Source organism: Streptomyces kurssanovii, assembly GCF_040677245.1.
Classification (GTDB): domain Bacteria; phylum Actinomycetota; class Actinomycetes; order Streptomycetales; family Streptomycetaceae; genus Streptomyces; species Streptomyces kurssanovii.
The window spans coordinates 1-20,629 of record NZ_JBFAQK010000026.1 but is presented as its reverse complement, the minus strand read 5'-3'; the positions used below and the strand labels follow the sequence as shown (position 1 = coordinate 20,629).

General features: G+C 72.8%; 16 protein-coding genes. 9 read left to right on the top strand and 7 right to left on the bottom strand.

Translation table 11 applies throughout. The annotated features are described in order from the left end of the window. The first annotated feature begins 60 nt into the window (after nucleotides 1–60). Nucleotides 61–1,185, top strand: a complete 1,125-nt coding sequence (locus tag AB0K36_RS19515) for a PP2C family protein-serine/threonine phosphatase (RefSeq protein WP_364595721.1) — start codon at nucleotides 61–63, stop codon at nucleotides 1,183–1,185. A gap of 203 nt (nucleotides 1,186–1,388) precedes the next feature. Here the strand turns inward: AB0K36_RS19515 and AB0K36_RS19510 are convergent, their stop codons facing one another. Further along, entirely contained in the window at nucleotides 1,389–2,393 is a 1,005-nt protein-coding gene (locus AB0K36_RS19510; protein ID WP_364595718.1) for an NADP-dependent oxidoreductase, read from the bottom strand. Nucleotides 2,394–2,421: 28 nt separating this feature from the next. Beyond that, entirely contained in the window at nucleotides 2,422–3,108 is a 687-nt protein-coding gene (locus AB0K36_RS19505) for an SDR family oxidoreductase (RefSeq protein ID WP_364595715.1), read from the bottom strand. A 117-nt stretch (nucleotides 3,109–3,225) separates the two neighbouring features. On the opposite strand from AB0K36_RS19505, the gene AB0K36_RS19500 reads away from it, so the two are divergent. Beyond that, a complete protein-coding gene (locus AB0K36_RS19500; protein ID WP_364595712.1) occupies nucleotides 3,226–3,801 on the top strand; it encodes a TetR/AcrR family transcriptional regulator in 576 nt (191 codons plus the stop codon). Between the two features lie 474 nt (nucleotides 3,802–4,275). On the opposite strand, the gene AB0K36_RS19495 is transcribed toward AB0K36_RS19500, so the two are convergent. The 5 genes from AB0K36_RS19495 to AB0K36_RS19475 form a co-directional block, all read right to left on the bottom strand. Continuing rightward, nucleotides 4,276–5,646, bottom strand: a complete 1,371-nt coding sequence (locus AB0K36_RS19495; RefSeq protein ID WP_364595709.1) for a VanZ family protein — start codon at nucleotides 5,644–5,646, stop codon at nucleotides 4,276–4,278. A gap of 222 nt (nucleotides 5,647–5,868) precedes the next feature. Further along, on the bottom strand, nucleotides 5,869–6,390 hold the full coding sequence (locus AB0K36_RS19490; protein WP_364595706.1) for a P-loop nucleotide/nucleoside kinase family protein: 522 nt from the start codon (nucleotides 6,388–6,390) through the stop codon (nucleotides 5,869–5,871). Nucleotides 6,391–6,547: 157 nt separating this feature from the next. After that, a complete protein-coding gene (locus tag AB0K36_RS19485; RefSeq protein WP_364595703.1) occupies nucleotides 6,548–7,501 on the bottom strand; it encodes a YihY/virulence factor BrkB family protein in 954 nt (317 codons plus the stop codon). Nucleotides 7,502–7,681: 180 nt separating this feature from the next. After that, nucleotides 7,682–8,263 (bottom strand): DUF488 domain-containing protein, encoded by a 582-nt coding sequence (locus AB0K36_RS19480; RefSeq protein ID WP_364595700.1) that lies wholly within the window; start codon nucleotides 8,261–8,263, stop codon nucleotides 7,682–7,684. 931 nt (nucleotides 8,264–9,194) lie between these two features. Next, on the bottom strand, nucleotides 9,195–11,594 hold the full coding sequence (locus AB0K36_RS19475; protein WP_364595697.1) for an acyl-CoA dehydrogenase family protein: 2,400 nt from the start codon (nucleotides 11,592–11,594) through the stop codon (nucleotides 9,195–9,197). 367 nt (nucleotides 11,595–11,961) lie between these two features. Between AB0K36_RS19475 and AB0K36_RS19470 the strand changes: the two genes are divergently transcribed. The 7 genes from AB0K36_RS19470 (at nucleotide 11,962) to AB0K36_RS19440 (ending at nucleotide 20,359) form a co-directional block, all read left to right on the top strand. Then, nucleotides 11,962–12,648: a ScbR family autoregulator-binding transcription factor gene (locus AB0K36_RS19470; protein ID WP_189472352.1), complete on the top strand. Its 687-nt coding sequence runs from the start codon at nucleotides 11,962–11,964 to the stop codon at nucleotides 12,646–12,648. A 1,503-nt stretch (nucleotides 12,649–14,151) separates the two neighbouring features. Further along, complete coding sequence (locus tag AB0K36_RS19465) at nucleotides 14,152–15,465, top strand: cytochrome P450 family protein (RefSeq protein WP_364595693.1); 1,314 nt, start codon at nucleotides 14,152–14,154, stop codon at nucleotides 15,463–15,465. A gap of 719 nt (nucleotides 15,466–16,184) precedes the next feature. Next, nucleotides 16,185–16,805: a ScbR family autoregulator-binding transcription factor gene (locus AB0K36_RS19460; protein WP_364595691.1), complete on the top strand. Its 621-nt coding sequence runs from the start codon at nucleotides 16,185–16,187 to the stop codon at nucleotides 16,803–16,805. A 272-nt stretch (nucleotides 16,806–17,077) separates the two neighbouring features. After that, entirely contained in the window at nucleotides 17,078–17,980 is a 903-nt protein-coding gene (locus tag AB0K36_RS19455; protein ID WP_364595688.1) for an AfsR/SARP family transcriptional regulator, read from the top strand. 308 nt (nucleotides 17,981–18,288) lie between these two features. Next, the gene (locus tag AB0K36_RS19450; protein WP_364595685.1) at nucleotides 18,289–18,933 is read left to right on the top strand and encodes a ScbR family autoregulator-binding transcription factor; all 645 of its coding nucleotides are present in this window, start codon (nucleotides 18,289–18,291) and stop codon (nucleotides 18,931–18,933) included. Between the two features lie 356 nt (nucleotides 18,934–19,289). After that, complete coding sequence (locus AB0K36_RS19445) at nucleotides 19,290–19,472, top strand: DUF5302 domain-containing protein (protein ID WP_189472315.1); 183 nt, start codon at nucleotides 19,290–19,292, stop codon at nucleotides 19,470–19,472. A gap of 683 nt (nucleotides 19,473–20,155) precedes the next feature. Continuing rightward, nucleotides 20,156–20,359: an acyl-CoA carboxylase subunit epsilon gene (locus AB0K36_RS19440; protein ID WP_364595681.1), complete on the top strand. Its 204-nt coding sequence runs from the start codon at nucleotides 20,156–20,158 to the stop codon at nucleotides 20,357–20,359. The last annotated feature ends 270 nt before the right edge of the window (nucleotides 20,360–20,629 follow it).

The window sequence follows — 20,629 nt, the reverse complement described above, 5'->3', positions numbered from 1 at the left end:
CCGAGCCGAGGCCGGTTTCCCTGGGAGGCCGCAGGAGCCTCCGCGAGGGAGGCTGTAACTATGCGGTGGCTCTTCCGCTCGCTCCCTCCGCCGAGGACGGGCAACCCTGGCAGGCTCCGGTTCACCCTGGCGCAGTGCGTGCCCTTCGCGCTCGGGCTGGCGGTGCTGGTCATCGAGCTGACGCCGGCGCATTTCATCTATACCGGTCCGCTGCTCACCGCGATACCGGCGCTGGCGGCGGTGACTCTGGGCCCCAAGGGCACCCTCTCGGCGGCGGCTCTCGCGCTGGCGATCAGCACGACCACCGCGACCTACAACCAGGCGTGGGGCACCTTGCAGGTCTACACCAATTTTTTCGCTCTTGCCCTGGTGACCGTGGCCGGCTTCATCATGAGCCGCGCAGTGCAGGCGCGTAAGAAGGACGAGCTGGACCAGGTGCGCCGGATCGCGGTGGCGGCACAGGACGTCATACTGCGGCCCGTCCCCGCCCGGCTGGGTCCGGTGCGTGCGGCCAGCATGTGCCTCGCGGCCGGGACCGGCGCGCAGGTCGGGGGAGACCTCTACGAAGCCGTGCAGACTCCGTACGGCGTCCGGATGATCGTGGGCGACGTCCGCGGCAAGGGACTGACCGCCATCCGCGCAGTCGCAGTGGCGCTGGGCTCCTTCCGGCAGGTCGCGCACTACGAGGACGACCTGGTGGAAGTGATGGATCTCTGTTCGGCGGCGCTGCGCCGGGAGGCCGCCGTGCCGGGTGCCTACGATCAGGAAGTACGGATGGAGGGATTCACCACTGCCCTGATCGCCCAGGTGTCGGACGAAGCGGTCGTGCACCTGGTCAACCGAGGACACCCCCCGCCGCTGTTGCTGCACCAAGGCAGGGCACAGGCACTGATGCCCGCCTCGCCGCTGCCGCCGCTCGGCCTGGAAGACCTCATCGACGGCCCTCCCGAGAAACCCGAGAGCCACCCGTTCGTACCCGGCGACCGTCTGCTGCTGTACACCGACGGCGTGATCGAGGCCCGCAACCGGGACAACGACTTCTTCCCCCTGGCCGAGGCCATGGAAGCAGCCCCCGCCCTCGCCCCGCCCGAGTTCCTGGACCAACTGCACCAGCAACTGCTCCGTCACACCGAAGGCCCCCTGGCGGACGATGTGGCGATGATCCTCGTCGAACGACTTGAATGAAGACCGGTTCGCGGCTCAGCAGTCGCGGTGTGCTCGATCCGGAAGCCGGCGGCGTGTACGGCGGCGCGGGAACCTCAGGGTCGGAGTCGTGTGACGCGGCTGATCATTTGTCGGAGTTCGCCCAGGCTGAGGGACGAGCGGCCGGGCGGGCGCCCATCACGGCGGCCCAGCGCGCCCGCGTCGGCCGGTCGGCAGTGGTTCCGTCACGTCATCGTGACGACGACCTTTCCGGCCTTGGCGCGCCCCTGCTCGACGTACTCCAGGGCTTCTCGGGTTGATTCGAACGGGAAGACGCGGTCGATGACGGGCCGGATCGTGCCTGTGTCGACGAGTGCGGTGAGCTCGCGCAGTTGGTCGCCGTCGGCCCGCATGAACAGGAACTCGTACGTCACACGACGGCGTCGTGCGCGGCGCCGGGTTCGGAAGCTCAGTACGGCCATGGCCGTCCGGAGGACCGGGTTCGCTCCCAGCTCCCTGGCGAAGGCGGCATCGGGAGGGCCGGCGATGCTGATGACCTTCCCGCCGGGCTTGAGCACGCGCAGGGACTTCTCGAGGTTCTCACCGCCGAGGGGGTCGAGGACGACGTCGTAGTCGTGCAGGACCGTCTCGAACGCCTGCTTCTTGTAGTCGACGACGACGTCCGCGCCCAAGCTCTTCACCAGGTCGACGTTGGCTGTGCTGGTGGTCGTGGCCACGTGCGCACCCAGGTGTTTCGCCAGTTGGACGGCGATGGTGCCCACGCCGCCGGAGCCCGCGTGGATGAGGACCTTCTGGCCCGGCCGCACGTGTGCCCGCTCGACCAAGGCCTGCCAGGCGGTGAGGGCTACCAGGGGGAGGGACGCGGCCTCCGTCATGGTCAGCGTGGTGGGTTTGGGTGCCACGTCGTCCTGACGCACGGCGATGAGCTCGGCGAACGTGCCGATCCGGTCCTTGCCGGGCCGCGAGTACACCTCGTCGCCCACCGAGAACCGTGTCACGGCCGCACCCACCTCGACCACCGTGCCGGCCAGGTCGTTGCCCAGGACGAACGGGACCCGGTACGGCAGGATCAGCTTGAAGTCCCCGTCCCTGATCTTCAGGTCGAGCGGGTTGACGCTCGCGGCGTGGATCCGGACCAGGACGTCGTCCGCGCCCACTTCCGGCTGCGGCACCTCAGCGGCACGCACGCCGGCCTCGGCGCCGTAGCGCTCGACCATGAAGGCCCTCATCGTCGTCTCCCTCTCGTGGGTCGCGCGCTCACGCCGCGCTCGGCGCCAGGGCCAGGCTCTGCTTGACGAGGCGGGTGACGTCGTCGGCGAGGATCTCGGGCAGGCCCCGCTCCATGCCGTCAAGGGCCTGGGCGGCGACCTCGGCGGGGTCGGCCTTCTGATCGGCCGGAACGACACGGGCCATGTCGGTGTCCATGTATCCGACGTGCAGCGCCGAGACGGCGATGCCGCGGGGCGTCAGCTCCTCGCGGGAGGCATCCGTCAGCGCCCAGGCGGCGGCCTTGGCTGCCGCGTAGGCCCCGAGGTCGGCGGGGTGCAGCCAGGACAGCACGGACAGGACGTTGAGGACAGCGCCGCCGCCGTTGCCCTCGATGACCGGGGCGAAGGTCCGGGTCACGGCGAGCGGTCCGAAGAAGTTTGTCTCCATCTCCAGGCGCACCGCGTTCTGGTCGCCGGCGAGCAACGGGGTGCCGGTGGAGATCCCCGCGTTGTTCACCAGCAGCGTCGCGTCGGAGGCGATGCGCGCTGCGGCCCGGATCGACTCTTCGTCGGTCACATCCAGGCGAAGCGGGGTGACACCGGTCAGGTCGATGCTCTCGGGGCGGCGCGCCGCCGCGTAGACCTTGGCTCCGCGCGCCAGGAGCTGGGTGGCCAGGTGCCGTCCCAGCCCCCGGTTCGCCCCGGTGACCACGGCGACCGCGTTCTTGAGTTCCATGTCTGCTCCCTGCACTGGCGTCACCCGGGAACCGGGCGCCGACGTTTAGATTATGACTGCAATCTAATCTCGAGTCTAGGATAGATGGCAACTGACATCCAACCGGGGAGGTGGCCGATGGGTCGCGTATCACAGACGCAGGCGCAGGAGAACCGGCAGCGGGTCGTGGAGACCGCCTCCCGGCTGTTCCGCGAGCAGGGGACCCAGGTCAGCGTCGCCGACCTCATGCAGGCCGCCGGCCTGACCCACGGCGGCTTCTACAAGCACTTTGCCTCGAAGGACGCACTCGTCGACGAGGCCACCGGGCACGCCTTCGCCGAACTCGGCCGGCTGCACACGGCCGGTCTCGAGCGGCACGCCGGGCAACGCGAGGCCGCCCAGCGGGAGCTGATCGACACGTATCTCTCCGTCGAGCACCGCGACAACGCGGCCGACGGCTGCCCCGTCGCCGGGCTCGCCGCCGACATGGCGCGCGCAAGCGGTCATCACGAGGCCCACCGCGTCTACGCCGAGGGCGTGCGCGCCTTCGCCGACGCGCTCGCCACCGAGGACCAGGACGGCATCACCCGCCTGTGCACCATGCTCGGGGCCCTCGTCCTCGCCCGCGCCACCAAGGACTCCCCGCTCGCCGAGGAGATCCTCACCACCGTGCGGGCAGCACTGACGGAAGGCGGCACGGATTCCCTGGGGTGATGGGCGACCGGCCGGCAGTGGGTGACGGAGGCAGTGCACGCCCACGGCAGCCGCAACGTCGTGCGGATCATGCACGCCGGCCGACGGGAGACGCGGGACGACGGGTGGTCTCGGCAGGCAGGGCGCATGAGAGCAGGCCTCCTGAGCAGCTCGGGGCTGTCGAAGCCAAGAGCGGTCCGGGAGGCCCTGTTGGCGCAGTGGTACGTGGTGTCGCCCGGCGCGTTCAACTCGACGCTCTGGGCGTGCGATTGCCTCGCTGTCGGTTCGGGAACGCGGCTGACCGGCGGGGCCGCCGGTGGAGCCGCAGCCGGAGGAGATCGACTGGGGGCCCTCAGGCGGCCTGTGGGCCCTCAGGCGGCTGCCGGCCGCTCGCGCAGCAGCAGTCCCGCCGTAAGGGCGACCGCGGCCGCGGTCAGCCCGTGGACGCCGTAAGCGCAGACGCACCTCCATCGCCGCGCTGACCTTCCCGGCGGGTCAGGGGTCCTCGACTCCCTCCTCGGCAGGCTGTTCACCGCCTGCCGGCACGGCGGACGGCTTCAGTACTTTGCCGGTGGTGGCGTCCACGATGGCTGCGAACAGGGTGTTCTCTTGACGGGCGGCAAGGCGCCAGTGGACGCGCCACTCATCGCCTTCCCGTTCAACCAGATAGACGGGCTCTGCCCGCTCCGCCTGGCCCGGTTTGATCTTGTGGTGGGACTCGAACGCTTGCCATGCCTCGTCCTTGTTGATCTCGATACGCGGCAGTTTCGGGTCGTCGACGTCGCGTGCGATGAGGCCTGTGAGGCGACCTGAGGGTTCGATGACGATGTCCAGCCGCATGGGCATCAGGAGTTTGCCCTGCCAGCGGCGCCATTCGACCACCCAGCCGAGGCTGTCATCGTTTGCGTCGATCGGCCACGTCCGGACATTCGAGTCACGCAGTGCCCAGGGCATACGACGTTGAGCGAAGAGGGTGGCGACCTCCTGAGCCTCCTCTGCTGTGCGTACAGGCTTGCTGGTCCCGGGGATCCGATAGGCGTGGGTTCCCTCACCGTGGTTGGTCGGGGTGAAGTGGATCGTGAGCTTTTCGCGGTCCGGCCAGGTGAGTTCGGCAAAGCCTCCGGGAAGCGGCGTGTTGATCGTGTCGGGGCCCTCTACGTTGTGATGGAAGTTCGCCTCCTTGACGACATATGCATCGTCAAAGGCTGCTTCCAGTGCGGTGTCGAGTGCCTGAACCTGCTGAACGCTCGCGATGGGCACCTCGGTCGGCAGGACTGCGCGGACGGGCTCAATGGCCGTGGCCCAGACCGCCACGATGATCAGCGAGGTGGCGGTGCCGGCGATGACGGCGCGTCGGACGACGAATGGAGCGAGAGGCGTGCCGCCGGGGGCTATGCGGCACGTGAGAGTGCCGACGATCACCCCGATGAGAACGCCGGCGGCGTTGGTGGCCAGATCATCGGTGTCGCAGAGGCGGGCGACGTAAGGCATGGCGGCCTGGGCGGTCTCCACCGACGCGGTAAACAGGATCCCGAGCCCGGCGCTGAAGACGGGGCGCCGGGTGGCCAGGGCGGCGAAAAGGCCGAATGGCGTGAACAGCAGAATGTTGAGCTGTCCCTGCGTGGTGGTGAACGCCTCAGTCACGGCGGGATCGACTGTGCAGGCAAGGGTCCGGGTTCCACTGCCGCCCCAGGTGGTCAGGATGATGGGCCCGATGGTCGAGGAGGCCCATAGCCCGTAGAGCACAGCGCGGACACGGTCGACGCGTCGAGCGGCTATGAGACAGACGACGACGCCGGTGGCCAGAGTTGCTGCGACGGCAAGCGCGAGAAAGGTGAGGTGGTCCTGGAAGACGGCTTCGATCACGTGGATACCTGTTCAGAGGAAGGGCCCGCGCGCCACCCAAGGGGCTACGAGCAACGCGGGCCGTATAGCCCGCAGCTGTGTCCGCAGGCCCCAAGGCCTGCACACACCGGCCCGGGGGCAGCAGCAATCGGCTCCAGGTAAGGGCGGATCATCACTGACGCCGACCGAAACGCCCCCCAGGGGAGCGAGCCGCCCGCCGGCCCACGGGCGAGTCGTACTTTCTCAACGCTTGACGGCCTCTGCGATCCGCAGGGCGGCCTGGTCGGGCGTGAGGTGGGTGGTGTCGATGACCTCGGCCTCGGCGTGCAGCCACGTGCGGGCCGCTTCGGCGTAGGGCTCGAGGTATTGGAGGCGGAATGGGGACGGGCCAAGAAGAGTGTCCCCCTCGATGCGCCTGCGAAGGGTGTCCTGGTCAGCGTGGAGCACGAAGTGCCGTACCGAAATGGCATGTTCGGCGAGGCCCGCGCTGATCTCCCGCCAGTACTCCTCGACCAGGACAGTCATGGGCATCACCAGAGTGCCGCCGGTGTAGTCGAGTACACGGCGGGCGGTCTCGACCACGAGCGGCCGCCACGGCGGCCAGTGCTGGAAGTTGCCCGTCCAGGGCAGCCCCGGTGTGATGTCCATGAGTGTCTCGCCGACCTTCTCGGCGTCGAACACCCGTGAATCCGGGATCAACTGCTGCACGAGCGCACTGGTCGTCGTCTTGCCTGCGCCATGGGTGCCGTTGAGCCATACGATCATGAGATCCGACGCTAGCTCCAAGTGGGCCGGGGGAACAGGCGCGGCAGAAATCCGGTACGGCTTGGGCGTGTCTCATGCAGGTCGGCAGACCACCGTCGTCGGAGACGTTGACCTGGCGGCGGTAGTCGTAGGCGTGCGCCGGGACGGAGACGGTGCCTCATGCGAGGTCGTCGTGCACGGGATCGGCGCTGCCGGCGCGCGCCGCCTCGAGCTGGGCGGCGAACGCGAGACCGAGGAACAGGGCGACACCGGTGAGATTCGCCCACAGGAGCAGTGCCATGAACGCCGTGAGCGGCCCGTACACGGCGCCGAACGAGCCGCTGCGTTCGACGTAGAGGGCCAGCAGCCAGGTCGCGGCGACCCACAGGGCCAGATGGACGGCGGAGCCGAACGCCAGCCAAGTATAGCCGGGTTGGACACGGCGGGGTGACCAGCGGAAGATCACGGCCGATGCCACCCACGCCATGGTGACCCCGAGCGGAATCTGCAGCCAGTGCCACCACCCCGGCAGGGTGCCGCCGCCGAACGCGTCCACCGCGGCCCGGGCGATGGTGTCACCGGCGACCAGCACGAGGAAGCCGAACGCCATGGGCACACCAGCCGCGACCGACAGGAACAGGCTCCTGCCGTACTTGGCGGTGAAGGGCCGGTCCCGCTCCACGCCGTAGATACGGTTCGCGCCACGCTCCACCTGCGCCATCGCCGACACCAGGCTGACGACGGCGAACCCGAGCCCCAGCCACATCGCCACCGCGCCCGCGGTGTTCGCTCCGGCGCTTCGCCGCCCCTCGGCCAGAGCGTCCTCGATCAGTCGCGAGCTCGCGCCGGGCGCGATCCGGGTGAGCACGAGTTCGACGGCACGGCCGACGCTCTCCGTATGGAGGGTCGCCGCCAGGCCGACCAAGGCGATCGTCAACGGCACGACTGCTAGGGCCACTTGGAAGGCGACGGCGCGTGAGTGGCTGAAGCCGTCGGCGTACCGGAAGCGGACGAAGGCGTCGACGAGCAGTTCGCGCCCGCCGTACTGTCTCAGCGCCGCCCACGCCTCGTCGCCGGAGAGTTCGTCGCCGGTCATGTCCCGTGTCTGCGGGACACGCTTCGCACTGCCCATTCGTCTCCGCCCTCGGCTCCGCTCGGCTGCATCCCGGCCAGGTCCGGTCCTCTCGGACCACCCTGCCCGACAAGCGGTCGATTATCAGGGCGCCGACGTGGCACCTGGTACCAGGGAGTCGGCACGCGCGAGCAACCGTGATGGCATGCCGAGTCCCAAGGACGAGCGCATGAGGGGCTGTCATGACGGCGTGCCGGCGTTGTCGTACACGAGGAGGCCGTCACCGCGAAGACGTACGCCCGGAGTGGGGCTGTGCACGGTGAGGCGTCCATCGTGCATGAGGTGGTGCACGAGCACGCCGCGGGTCATGACGGCGAAGTCGGCGATCAGGCGCCGGTGGCATCGCCACCACACCGCTTCGCTGCACATCACCGCGGTGCGTGTCCGTTCCGCCTGGCTCAGGAGGGCGTCCATGGCCGTGACGAACTCCGGGCTGCGGGTATGAGCGGCGTAGCCGCGGAAGTGGGCGTTGCGCCAGACTGTGTCGGGCGAGTCGGGAGGTGGTCTGCGGAAGCCCCCCAGCCGCGGTTCCCATCGGTAGTCGATGCCCTCTTCGGGCATCCACCCGGTCAGCCGCTCCCGTGACAGGTCCGGGTCACGGCGGCTGCCGGGAGCGGTCCGGACGTCCACGACGGCGGTGACCCCTGCTTCCCGGAGCAGTTGCGCCAGTGTTCCCCGGTCCGCGGTGCTGTGGCCGAAGGTGATCAGTTCGAGCCGGGGCATCGGAAACTCGTCTGCGGAGTCGGTGCGATCATGGTCCATCTATCGAGTGCAACAGCTCCTGCGCCACGTGGCATCGCCCGACAGGGCGCGCCTTCTGCTCCGTCCGGTGGAAGCAGGAGGATGTAGCGGGGGTTCGGGTGCACCGCTCACAGTGCGGGTAGGAGGACGAAGCCGGCGGTCACAGACAGCAGGCCGACCGCGATCGGGGTGCCTTCGGGTACGGCTCCCATCCGTGCCAACCCGTAGCTGGCGAGAGGCAGTAGAAGGACGGTCAACGCCAGGACCGCTCTCATCCGCTCACGCGCCACGGCGCGGGTCGTGTTTCCTTCCACTGCACCCCCGTCGTTGGCCTTGCTGTATCGGCAGACATCAGCATGCGTGGGCGTCAGCGCCCGCCGCATTGCCGGTGTCCGGCAATCCTCGACGCACCATCCGTCGGGGGCAGGACGTGGTCCACGACGTCGTGTTGGCGATGGTGGCGTGGCCGTCGGTGTGGCTTTGCGCTGTCCGGCCCTGCCCGGCTCTGCCTGCCTGTGCCGGCGCTGCCCGGGTCTGCCCGGCCTTGCCTGTGCGGCGCCGTCTTCGTCTCTCCGCTCCAGCTCCCTTCGGAGCCTCACCGTCGGTGTGGATGCGCTTGAGGCGCTTGCCACTTCGTTGGTTTGTTGGTTGGTCTGCGGCCTGGCTCTGCCCGGCCTGGCTCTGCCCGGCCTGGCTCTGCCCGGCCCGGCCCTGCCCTGCCGGGCCTGGCCCTGCCCTGCCGGGCCTGCCTGGCCCTGCCCGCCCGGCTCTGCCGGGCCCTGCCCTGCCCGACCGGGCCCTGCCGTGCGGCCGGGCTCTGCCCTGCTGGCCCTGCCGGGCCTGGCTCTGCCCGCTCTGCCGGCCCGGCGGGCCTGCCCTGCCCGGCTCGGCCGGGGGGCTGGGGTGCTGGGGTGTCGCTGTGCCTGCTGCTGCTGGTGGTGTGTGGTGGTGGTTAGTGGTGTGGGGGTGGGGTGGGGGTGTGTTGGTGGGGGTGGTTGAGGGCGTTGGTGAGGGTGGTGAGGTGGGGGTGGAGGGTGTGGTGGAGGTGGTTGATGGTGGTGTGGATGTGGTTGTGGTGGTGGGGGGTGAGGTGGTGGTGGGTGATGAGGTCGGCGGTGTGGGGGGTGAGTTGGTTGAGGAGGTAGAGGTTGGTGAGGTTTTTGAGGTGGGTGTGGGTGGTGGGGTGGGTGGTGTGGTTGAGGGTGGTGAGGAGGGCGTTGGTGGTGTGGAGGGTGGTGTGGAGGTGGGTCATGGTGAGGGCGGGTTGGGTGGCGTTGTTCCAGCGGGTGTGGGGGGTGTGGGGGGTGGTGGGGGTGTGGAGGGCTTGTTTGGTGCGGGTGTGCCAGATGTGTTGGGCGTGGTGGAGGAGGTTTTTGAGGTGGGTGAGGTTGGTGAGGGGGTTGGGGGGTGTGGGGGTGGTGGGGGGTGGGGGTGGGGGGTTGAGGAGGAGGTGGGTGGCGGCTTTGAGGGTGATGGGGAGGTTGTCGCCTTCGGCGGTGATGGTGCCTTCGAGGTGTTGGGTGTAGTGGGCGAGGGGGTTGTGGGGGTGGAGGGCCCAGGCGCCGCAGCGTTCGCGGCAGGTGGTGGTGATGGTGCGGGCGTGGTGGGTGGTGAAGGCTTTGGTGAGGGCGGTGAGGTGGTGGGTCTGTTCTTTGGTGGGGGGTGGGTCGGTGGGGTAGCGGGGGTGGGTGGGGGTGGGGGGTGGGGGGGTTCCGTGGTGGTGGTGGGTGTGGTGGGCGAGGGTGTGGCGGTGCAGGAGGGTGAGGGCGTAGGTGGTGGCGAGGTGGTCGATGAGGGGGGCGTGGTGGGCGCGGTGGGTGGTGAGGGGGGTGGGGGTGTTGTGGTGGGTGGTGTGGCGGTGGTTGGCGTAGTGGACGGCGATGGTGAGGGCGGCGCGGGCGGTGCCGGTGGCGGCGGCGCTCATGCAGAGTTTGCCGAGGGTGACGCGGTCGATGGTGGTGAGGAAGCGTTTTTGGGGGTTGCCGTGGGTGGTGTGGTGGGTGCCGTCCGCCTCGAGGCGGGTGTGGGGGGCTTGGAGGAGGGCGGTGGGGGGGAGCCGGACGTGGGTGAAGGTGGTGATGGCGTGGTCGACGGGGTGGGGGAGGTGGCGGGGTGGGAGGGGGGTGATGTGGATGCCGGGGTGGGGGCCGTTTTCGTCGTGGAGGGGGGTGAGGAAGAGGTGGATGCCGCGGTCGGTGCCGTCGTGGGTGATGAGGCGGGCGGCGACGAGGGCGGTTTTGGGGCCTCCGGTGGTGGTGGTGTTGGGCATGAATTTGGCGGCGCCGGGGGTGGGGGTGTGGAGGGTGAACTCGCCGGTGTCGGGGTGGTGGTGGGCGGTGGTTTTGAGGTGGGCGGCGTCGTTGCCGTGGGCGAGTTCGGTGACGAGGAAGGTGCCGGTGTGCTGCAGGGTGGTGTAGGGGGTGAGGTCGCGGTGTTCGGGGTGGTCGTGGTCGAGGAGGGTGCCGAGGAAGAGGTTGTAGTGGATGCCGGCGAGGGTGCCCAGGGCGCTGTCGGCGATGCCGGTCCATTCGTGGAGGGCGGCGAGGCGGCGGGGGTCGCGGGCGAGGGCGAGGGGGTCGCCGGCGGCGGTGGCGTTGAGCAGGCGCAGGCGCTGGTAGGAGCGGGCGGTGCGCTGGGTGGGGGTGAGGTCGTCGTCGTGGGTGAGGAACGCGTCGTGGGTGATCAGGGTGCGCCAGGGGGTGTGGATGGTGTCCTGTTCGTCGCCGTCGAACAGCAGGTGGCGCAGTTCGCGGGTGACGGCGTCGGTGGTGGCTTCCTCGGTGCCGTCGTCGCCGCTGTCGGGGCGGGCGGGCGTGCGGCGCGTGGCGGCGGCCGGCGGCGGGGGGAAGCGGGTGGTGGGGGCGGGGGCGGTGACGGGCGATATCGGCGCCGTTCTGCCCCCCAGCCCCATCCCTATCCCTGCCCCGGTCTCTCTCCCCGCCCCGGTCTCTCTTCCTGCCCCTGTCCCGCTCGCCGTCCCGGCTCCGGCGCCCGTGCCCGCCTTCGTGGCCGTGACGGTGGTCGCGCCCGCGCCCGCGCCTGTGCCTGTGCCCGCGTTCGTGGCCGTGACGGTGCTGATGGCGGTGGCGGTGGCGGTGGCCGTGGTGGTGGTGCCTGTGGCCGTGAGGGTGACCGTGCCCGTGGTGCCGGCTGCCGTCCCCGTGCCCGCGTTCGCGCCCGCACCTGCATTCGTGCCCGCGTTCGTGCCTGTGCCCGTGCCTGTGCCCGTGTCCGTGGTCGTGCGGGGGGCGGTGGTGGCCGGGGCGGCGTCGGTGGTGGCGGGGTGTGCGGTGGGGGTGTCCTGCCCGGTGGCCGGGGTGGGGGGGTGGATGGGCTGGGTCAGCAGGGTCATGGCCTCTCCCGTGGGATAGGGGTCGTCCGGTGGTCTAGGGAAGCGCAGGGCCCCAAAGATACGTACCCACCGGTTTTGTTTTCAAGGCGTTGAGCGGGTTTCGGGGTGACGTGCGTCACAGCAGGCAGCCGTGGTGACGGCATATGCCGGGTTCCGTTGCTGGTCGGACGCGATCATTCCGCTTGAAAGGGACCTTTGGGTCCTGGAAGCGAAACCGGCATGGTGGTTTGGTTACCTGGTGTTTACGGGCCGGTGCACGGTGACGGGCTCGAGGTGTGGTCGCGGGCTGTCCGTGGGACGCTGGGCTGCTAAGATACGAACCCGCCGGTTTCTTTTCGTTGGTGCGGGGATGTCGGAGGTGGTGGTGATGGCGCGGCAGGAGCGGGCCGTGAGGACGCGGCGGGCGATTTTGATGGCGGCGGCCGAGGTGTTCGACGAGGTCGGTTACGAGGCGGCGACCATTTCCGAGATCCTGAAGCGGTCGGGTCTGACGAAGGGGGCGCTGTATTTCCATTTCGCCTCCAAGGAGGAGCTGGCGCAGGGGGTGCTGGCGGAGCAGGTGCATGCGCTGCCGGACCTGCCGGAGGGCGAGTTGATGCTGCAGACGGCGGTGGACCGGGCGCTGCTGCTGGCGCATCTGCTGCGCCGGGACACCGGGGACCCGATCGTGCGGGGCAGTGTGCGGCTGACGGTGGAGCAGGGTGCGCTGCGTGACGGGCTGGACCGGCGGGTGCCGATGCAGGCGTGGATGGAGCAGACGCAGGTTCTGTTCGAGCAGGCGCAGGCGGCCGGGGAGATCCTGCCGCACGTGGACCTGGTGGGGGCGGCCAAGACGTTCGTGGGCGCGTTCACCGGGGTGCAGGTGCTGTCGAACATCATGACCGGCCGGCAGGACATGACCGAGCGGGTCGCCGATCTGTACCGGTTCCTGATGACGGCGATCGCCGTGCCCGGGGTGCTGGTACGCCTGGACTTCTCTCCCGGCCGCGGGGTGCGCGTCTACGAGGATGCCGTGCGCCGCCGCGACGCCGCGCCCGAGCCCGCCGCCCACTGACACCCCGCCGCGCCGTCCGGCCGCCGCGGCCGCCCACCGGCGGCCCCGGCCCACACCACACCTCGCCCCGCCCTGTCGGCCACGACCCGGCCGGGCGTGCGGACACCCTCCCACCCCCCCAGGCCTCCACCCCCCGGCCTCGCGGGCCTTCCGGCCCCGCGACCCTGGCCGTCGCACGCCCCGCGGCCTCCCCCTCTCGGCCGCCCCACCCCCTTCCGGCCTCGCGGCCCCGGCCGTCGCCTGCCCCCGGGCCGCCCGGCGGTCGCCCGCCGCAGTCGCGCTCGAGCCGCTGTGCCCGGCCCCGGGGCTTCCGGCTGCCTGGGCCGTGGCCGGCTTTTCGCCTCCGCCGTGCGCGGCCTGCCCGCCGTGGCCCGGCCCGGGGGTCGTCCGGGGTTGGTTCCGGGCCTGCTGGTGCGGGGCCCGTGCCCCGGTGGCGCATGCCGGTCTCCTGTCCGGCTGCGCCACCGTTTCCCCGACCCCCCGACCCCCCCCGGCCCCCGGCCGTCCCCGTCTGGCCGGGTTCTGGCTCGGCTCTCTCGGGGCCCGGGCCTGTCCTGCCGGGTGGTGCCGGTGCGGTGTGCTGCGTCCGGCGGGCCGAGAGGCGGCCCGATGTCCCGTGCCCGGCCACCGGGCCGGGGCGGCTGCGCCGGGTCTTCGGTGGGCCGGTGTGCGGCGGTGTCGGCGGGCCGGCCTCGGCGGGCTGTGCGCGGTGTGGGGCGCCGGCGGTGGCGGGCCGGCGGGCCGGGGTGCCCTTGTACCGGGCCTGGAGATGGGGGAGTTGAGCCCGCCTCTGGCGCGGTGGGCAGGCTGCGCGCCGTCCGCCGGTACCTCGCGAGCCGGCCTGCCCCCGCAGGTGTGCCCGGGACCCGCGGCCGTGGTCGGCGCTGCCGGGCGGGTTCTGCCGCGTACGCGCCGACGAGCGTGGGGGAGGAGACCGAGGTGTTGGGCGCCGTGGTGCGGGACGGGAAGCCGCACCGTGGACCGGCACGTGCGCCGCCCGCCCTCCTGCCCCGGCCCGAACCGGCTGCCCCCGGCGGCCCGCTGTCCGCACCCGGCTGCCCCTGCCCGCGCCCCGGCGCCCGCGCGCCTGTCGGCCCCCCGGCCCGAACCGGCTGCCCTTGGCGGCCCGCTGTCCGCACCCGGCTGCCCCTGCCCGCGCCCCGGCGCCCGCGCGCCTGTCGGCCCCCCGGCCCGAACCGGCTGCCCCCGGCGGCCCGCTGTCCGCACTCGGCTGCCCCTGCCCCTGCCCCTGCCCGCGCCCCGCGCCTGTCGGCCTGTCGGCCCGGCTGCCCAGTGGACCTGTCAGCCCGGTGCCTGTCAGCCCGGTGCCTGTCGCCCGTCGCCCGGCGCCCGGTGGCCTGTCGGCCTGTCGGGCTCGTGGGGCCGGGGTGTGGGGGTCCGGGGCGGGGTGTGGGGGTGCGGGGGTGTGGGGGTGGGCAGGGTGGCGGTGCGTGCCACGGGGCGCGGTGTGAAGAAGCCTGGACGAAACGAGGGGAGTTCGGCATGGACCTGGACGTGGATGTGGATGTGGAGAGGGACGGGGAGCGGGGCGTGGACGGGGTGGGGTGCCCGTATGTGCTCGATGTGACGGGGCGTGATCTGGCGGGGGAGGCGGCGTTGCTGCGGGAGCGGGGGCCGGCGGCGCGGGTGGTGCTGCCGGGCGGGGTCCGGGCGTGGGCGGTGACGGGACACGAGCCGCTCAAGCGGCTGTTGACGGACAGACGGGTCTCCAAGGACGCCGGCCGGCACTGGCCGGCGTTCGTCCAGGGGCGGATCACGCCGCAGTGGCCGCTGTACCACTGGGTGTCGGCCCCCACGATGCTGTTCGCCTACGGGGAGGAACACACCCGGCTGCGGCGGCTGGTGGCCGGGGCGTTCACCGCGCGCCGCAGCCGTGAACTGGCGCCGCGGATCGAGCGGATCACGGCCGCCCTGCTCGACGGGATGACCCCCACCGGCCCCCGAAGCGGCGGGGGCGGCGTGGGGGAGGGGGTGGTGGATCTGCGGACGGCGTTCGCGAAGCTGCTGCCGATGCGGGTCATCTGCGAACTGTTCGGCGTCGAAGGGCCCGACCGGCAGGCCCTGTGCGCGGCGATCGACACCACCCTGGGCACCTCCGTCCCGGCCGACGAGATGGCCAGGGCCCAGGACAGGGTGACCGAACTGCTGGCCGCCCTGGTCGCCGCCCGGCGCGCCGCGCCCGGCCCGGACCTGACCTCCGCGCTGATCGCCGCCCGGGACGGCGGGGAACGGCTGAGCGAACAGGAACTGATCTCGACCCTGAACCTCATGATCGGCGCCGGACAGGAGACGACCAGCAACCTGATCAGCAACGCGGTCGCCGCCCTGCTCTCCCTGCCCGGCCAGCTGGAGCACCTGCGGGAGGGCCGCGCCGACTGGCCGGACGTGATCGCCGAGACCCTGCGCACCCACAACCCCGCCGCCTACATCCCCCTGCGCTACGCCGTCGAGGACATCGACCTGGACGGCGTCCTGATCCGCAAGGGCGACGTGATCATCGTGTCCTTCGCCGCCGCGGGCCTGGACCCCGCCCGGCACGGCAAGGACGCCGACACCTTCGACCTGCTGCGCCCGCGCGGCGAGAGCGTCGCCTTCGGCCACGGCGTCCACTACTGCCTGGGCGCCCCGCTGGCCCGCCTGGAGGCCACCATCGCCCTGTCCGCGCTCTTCACCCGCTTCCCCGGCATACGCCTGGCCCGCCCGGTCGGCGAACTGCAGCCGCTGGAGTCGTTCATCATCAGCGGCTACCGCGCCCTGCCCGTCCACCTCGGACCCCCCGCCCCGCCCGCCCCCTGACCTGACCGGCCGGCCGGTCAGCCGGCCCCGAGCCCCCCGCACCCCCGGGACCTTCGGACCGGACCCCCGGACCCGCGGCGGGTCCCGCACCCCCGGGCCCGGTGACCATTGGGCCCGCCCGCCGGCTCCCGTGACCGTCGGCCCGCGCACCCCCGGGGCCCGGGGGGTGTACGGGGGCCCGAGCACCCCCGTACACCCCGGGCCGCACCTCCCGGGCCCAGTACACCCCCGGGGCGCCGCGCAACCGGGGGTGTACATCCCGGGCCCGCACCCCGGACCCGCCCCCGGGACGCCTCGCACCCCCGGGCCCCGTACGCCCGGGCTTGTGGCCGGCCGGTCCCGCGCATGCTGCTCACCGGCGCCGGTCCGGTGTCCGCGCCCCGCCGCGCCCTGCCGGGTCTCGTCCCCGTGGGGCGGGGAGCCGGGGGCCCGGGGGCCGTTCTGCGCCCGGGTCCGGGGCCGGACCCGGGGGAGTGGGGGCCGTGCCCGTGGCGGGGAGGGGCGGCGGGGGAGGGGTGGGGTGCACGGGGTGCGGCGGAATCCCCTCACCCACTTACAAACCGCGTAAGCGGTTTGTTAATCTTGGGTGTCGTCCCGCGGCCGGTGGGGGAGCGGGGCATGGCGTGTGCCGCCCGGTGCCCGGTGATCCGCCGTGCGGGGTGGGCACAGGGGCGGGGCGTGTGTGCGGCCCGCCGTCCGTCAGTGAGGGGATCGCTGCGATGGTCAAGCAGGAGCGTGCGGCCCGCACGCGGCAGGCGCTGGTGCGTGCCGCGGCCGAAGTGTTCGCGCGGGAGGGGTTCGCGCCCGCTTCGCTGGCCGTGATCAGTGCCCGGGCCGGGGTCAGCAACGGGGCGCTGCACTTCCATTTCGAGAACAAGAACGCGCTGGCGCGGGCGGTGGAGCTGGAGGCGGCCGAGCGGCTGGCGCGGATCACCTCGCCGCGTCCGGCACTGCCGGGCGGCGCGCTGCAGGCGCTGGTGGACGCCACCCACGCGCTGATGGGGGCGCTGGCCGACGACGTGGTGGTGCGGGCCGGGTTCGACCTGAGCGCGGACCTGTCGCGGACCGGCGGCCCGGACCTGCGCGGGGTGTGGCGGGGCTGGGTCGAGCGGATGCTGCACGACGCCGAGCGGGAGGGCCACCTGGCCGAGGGCCTGTCCTCCCGCGGCGCCGCCCCCGCCGTCGTCGCGGCCACCGTCGGCTTCGAGGTGCTGGGCGCGGCCGACCGCGAATGGCTGTCCGCCACCAAGATCACCGGCTTCTGGGAACTGATGCTGCCCCGCCTCGCCCCCGGCCGGCCCGTCGTCCCCGCCGGCCCGCACGACACCACCCCCCAATAGCAGACCACCCGCCCTGTTTCCCCTTCGTCCAGTTCGGCGCCACCCCCATCCCGCCGCCCGCATTGCCCCACTTTCACCCGGAACCCACCGGACCGTTCGCGCGGGGACACCGTCCCGCCCACCGACAGAAACAGCATGAGCGGTCTCGTATTGACAAACCGTCCGCCCTGTTTTTTACTCGGTGGTGTCCGGCTGCCACGCGAACGGGCCGGGTGTGCTGCGGCCGGCGTGCTGCGTGAAGGCGTGCGCGATTTCGACACAGGGGAGACGGCGTGGACATCGATGTGCTGGGGGAGCTGGCCGTCAGGGAGAACGGGGTCTCGGTGACCCCGACGGCGCCCAAACCGCGCCAGGTGCTGGCTCTGCTGGCGCTGCATGCCGACCGGGTGGTGCCGGTGGCGCAGCTCACCGAGGAGCTGTGGGGGCAGCGGCCGCCGCGCAGCGCGCGCACCACGCTGCAGACCTACGTCCTGCAGCTGCGGGAGCTGATCTCGGCGGCGCTGGTCCACGACACCCCGCCCCGCACCCCCCACCCCGCGCCGCCCCCCGCACTGCCCCGCACCTCGCGGGGGAGCGGGCAGGACGCGCCGGCGGACGGGCGGCGCAGCGCCAAGGACGTGCTGGTGACCTCGCCGGGCGGCTATCTGCTGAACACCTCGGGCGGCACCAGCGATGTGCGCGAGTTCGAGCTGCTGGCCGGGCAGGGCTACCGGGCGATGGACGCCGGGGACTTCGCCGGCGCCGCCCGCCAGCTGCGGGAGGCCCTGGCGCTGTGGACCGGTTCCGCGCTGGCCGGCGTGCAGACCGGGGTGCTGCTGGAGATGCACGCGCGGCGGCTGGAGGAGACCCGGCTGTGCGCGCTGGACCAGCGCATCGAGGCCGACCTGCGCCTGGGCCGCCACCGCGAGCTGCTGGGCGAACTGACCGTCCTGGTCAGCCGCTACCGCACCCACGAGAACCTGCACGGCCAGTTCATGCTCGCCCTGCACCGCTCCGGCCGCCGCAGCGAGGCACTGGAGGTCTACCAGCGGCTGCGCGGCGCCCTCGTACGCGAACTGGGCCTGGAACCCTCCGCGGCCCTGCGCCGCCTGCAGCGCTCGATCCTGATGGCCCACCCCGAACCGCAGCTCGAGCCCGTCTCCCGCAGCGGCGAGCGGCTCAGCCGGGCCGGCTGACGACAACCCGGACCGCGGCCCGGCACCCGGACCGGCCGGGCACCGGACTCCGGCAGGGCCCGCGGCCGGCCGGGCAGCCGGTACGGCAGGCCCGGCGCGCAGTCCGGCACCGGGCCCGGCCACGGCCGGCGCGGAGTGCGCGGCGCGGGCCGCGGCACGCGGGCAGGACAGGCAGCACACGAGAGCCCGGGCAGACACGGACACCGGCGCCGCCGGCGGCAGTGCCGGGGCCGGGTCACGAGGCACGAAAAAGGGGCCGGCCGAAAAAAGGGGGCCGGGCAGGTGAAGGTGGAGAGAGGGGAACCGGGATGCAGGCCAGATCGGAACGCACCCGCCGCAGGCTGGTCCTCGCGGGTGCCCAGATGTTCGACCGGTACGGCTACGCCAGTGCCACACTCGGCCAGATCGCCGGCGCCGCCGGCATGACCAAAGGCGCGCTGTACTTCCACTTCGCCTCCAAGGAAGGCCTGGCCGACGCCGTCCAGGAACGCGGCCGGCAACTGCTGTGCGACTTCCTCCAGCAGCAGTGGGAGGCCGGCGCCGCCCCCCTGCAGGCCCTGATCGACCTCACCCACTGGCTCGCCGACGCCCTCTACCAGGACCCCGTCGTACGCGCCGGACTGCGCATCACCAACGAACGCGCCGGCCGCCACCCCGCCGCCACCGACTTCCACCAGACATGGATCACCGAGGTCCTGCGGCTGCTCGGCCAGGCCGGCGCCGCCGGCGACCTGCGCGAGGACGCCGCCGGCGAAGGCGGCCAGAGCCTGCTGACCGCCGCCGTCTGCGGCATCGGCGTCCTGGCCGGCACCGGCCTGACCCCCGCCGAACTCGCCCACCGCGTCCACGCCCTGTGGCAGCCCCTGCTGCCCGCCCTCGTCCCACCCGGCCACACCCCCCGCTACCGCACCCACCCTCCCGCCACCCACACCCGCCCCGCCCACGCCGCCTGACCCCCGAACCACCCCCGAACCACCCCTGTTCCGCCCTGCCCGTCCCGCTCCGGTGCGCATCCCGCCCCGGTACGGAGGCGGGCCGGCCGCGTTTCCCGCGCCGCCGCCGGGAGCGGGCGCAAGCCGGGCCGCCCGGAGCTGCACCCGGAGAAAGAAGGGACGGGGGTGAGGGGGCGAGCCGGGCCGCGGGTGGGGTGGTTCCCGGCGGGGTCGCGAGTGGACGTCGACCGGTTCTCGAGCGGGGCGCGGTGGGCTGGGCGCACCGGCCGCCCGGCCGGGCGGGAGGCGTTTCCCCCTCCCCGCCCGCCCCCGGAGCGGGCCGCTCGCGCCGCCGTCGACCAGCCCAGGAGGCATCCATGACCGATACACCCGAGCGCAACGAGGCCGCCCAGGAGGCCAAGCGCCGGTTCCGGCAGGCGCTGGAGCGCAAGGAGCACAACGCGCTGGCCAAGGCGGCCCAGGAAGAGAGCCGCGTCAAGGCCCGCCACGCCGGCGGCCCGGCCGGCCGCCGCACCTTCCACCGCCGCAAGACCGGCTGACGCCACCCGGCCCACCGCACGGGCCCGCGCCCCGGCGCGGCGGAGCCGGCGCCACTGACGCCGCCGGCCCCGTCCGCACCCGCCGGCCAGCGCCTGAGCCCTACCGGCCCGGCCCCCGGCCGATCCGGGCCGGACCCGGCCGCACCGGCCCGGCCCTCCGGCCGTTCCGGGGCCGGACCGGGCCGGAAACCGGACCCGGCCGCCCCACCCGCCGGCCCGGCCGGACCCGAGCCACCACCCGGCCCGCGCGGACCCGGTCCACCCGATCTGGCCCGGACCTGGCCCACCCGCACCACCGGGCCCGGTCCTGGCCCGGACCGCGCGGGCCCGGTCCACCCGCACCGCCGGGCCCGGTCCACCCGGCCCGGTCCCGACCCGCACCGCGCGGGCCCGGTCCACCCGGCCCGGTCCACCCGGGACCCGTACCGCACGTACCGCCCGGTCCGCCCGTGCCCGTACCGCCCGGGTCGAATCGGCGGGAGACCGGAGCCGGCCGCATCCAGCGGCCGGATCCGACCGCTTCTGGCCCCAGGCCCCACCCGGGCCGTACCGGGGCTCCGGCGGGGCCCTACCCGGGCCCCGCCCCGCCCGGACCCCCGCCCGTGCCCCGCCCGCACCCGGGCGGGGCACGGGCGGGGCACGGGCCGTCATCGCAGCCGCACCGCCGAAGGAATGGGGACGACATGACACCGGCCGACGACACCGCAGCCCTCCTGCGCGTCGAGCGCGGAGTGGCCAGCACCGAAGAACTCGCCGCCGTCACCGCGACGCTGTTCTCCCTGCTCGCCACCCGCCGCCCAGCGCGGGAACCGGACACGACGCACACCCGCGCGTACTGGCGCCGGCAGCCCGCCGGCGCCTTCCGCGCCCCGCACAGCTGGCGATGACCACCCGCCCGCACACAGGTTCACGGGCGAGGACCGGCCACTCCCACCCCCACACGCCAAAAACCGCACAAGCGGTTTGTTACTGTGTGGGGGTGGCCCGCCGGCCGCCCCGGTCGAAGAGAAGGGACGAGGAGTCGTGGTGATGCTGAAGGACATCCCCGCCGACGCGGGGCCCACCGATGCCCGGGGCCGGGTGGCCGAGCTGCACGGGATCCGTGAGCAGGCGCTGCGCGGGCCGAGTGAGAAGGCGACCGAGGCGCAGCATGCGAA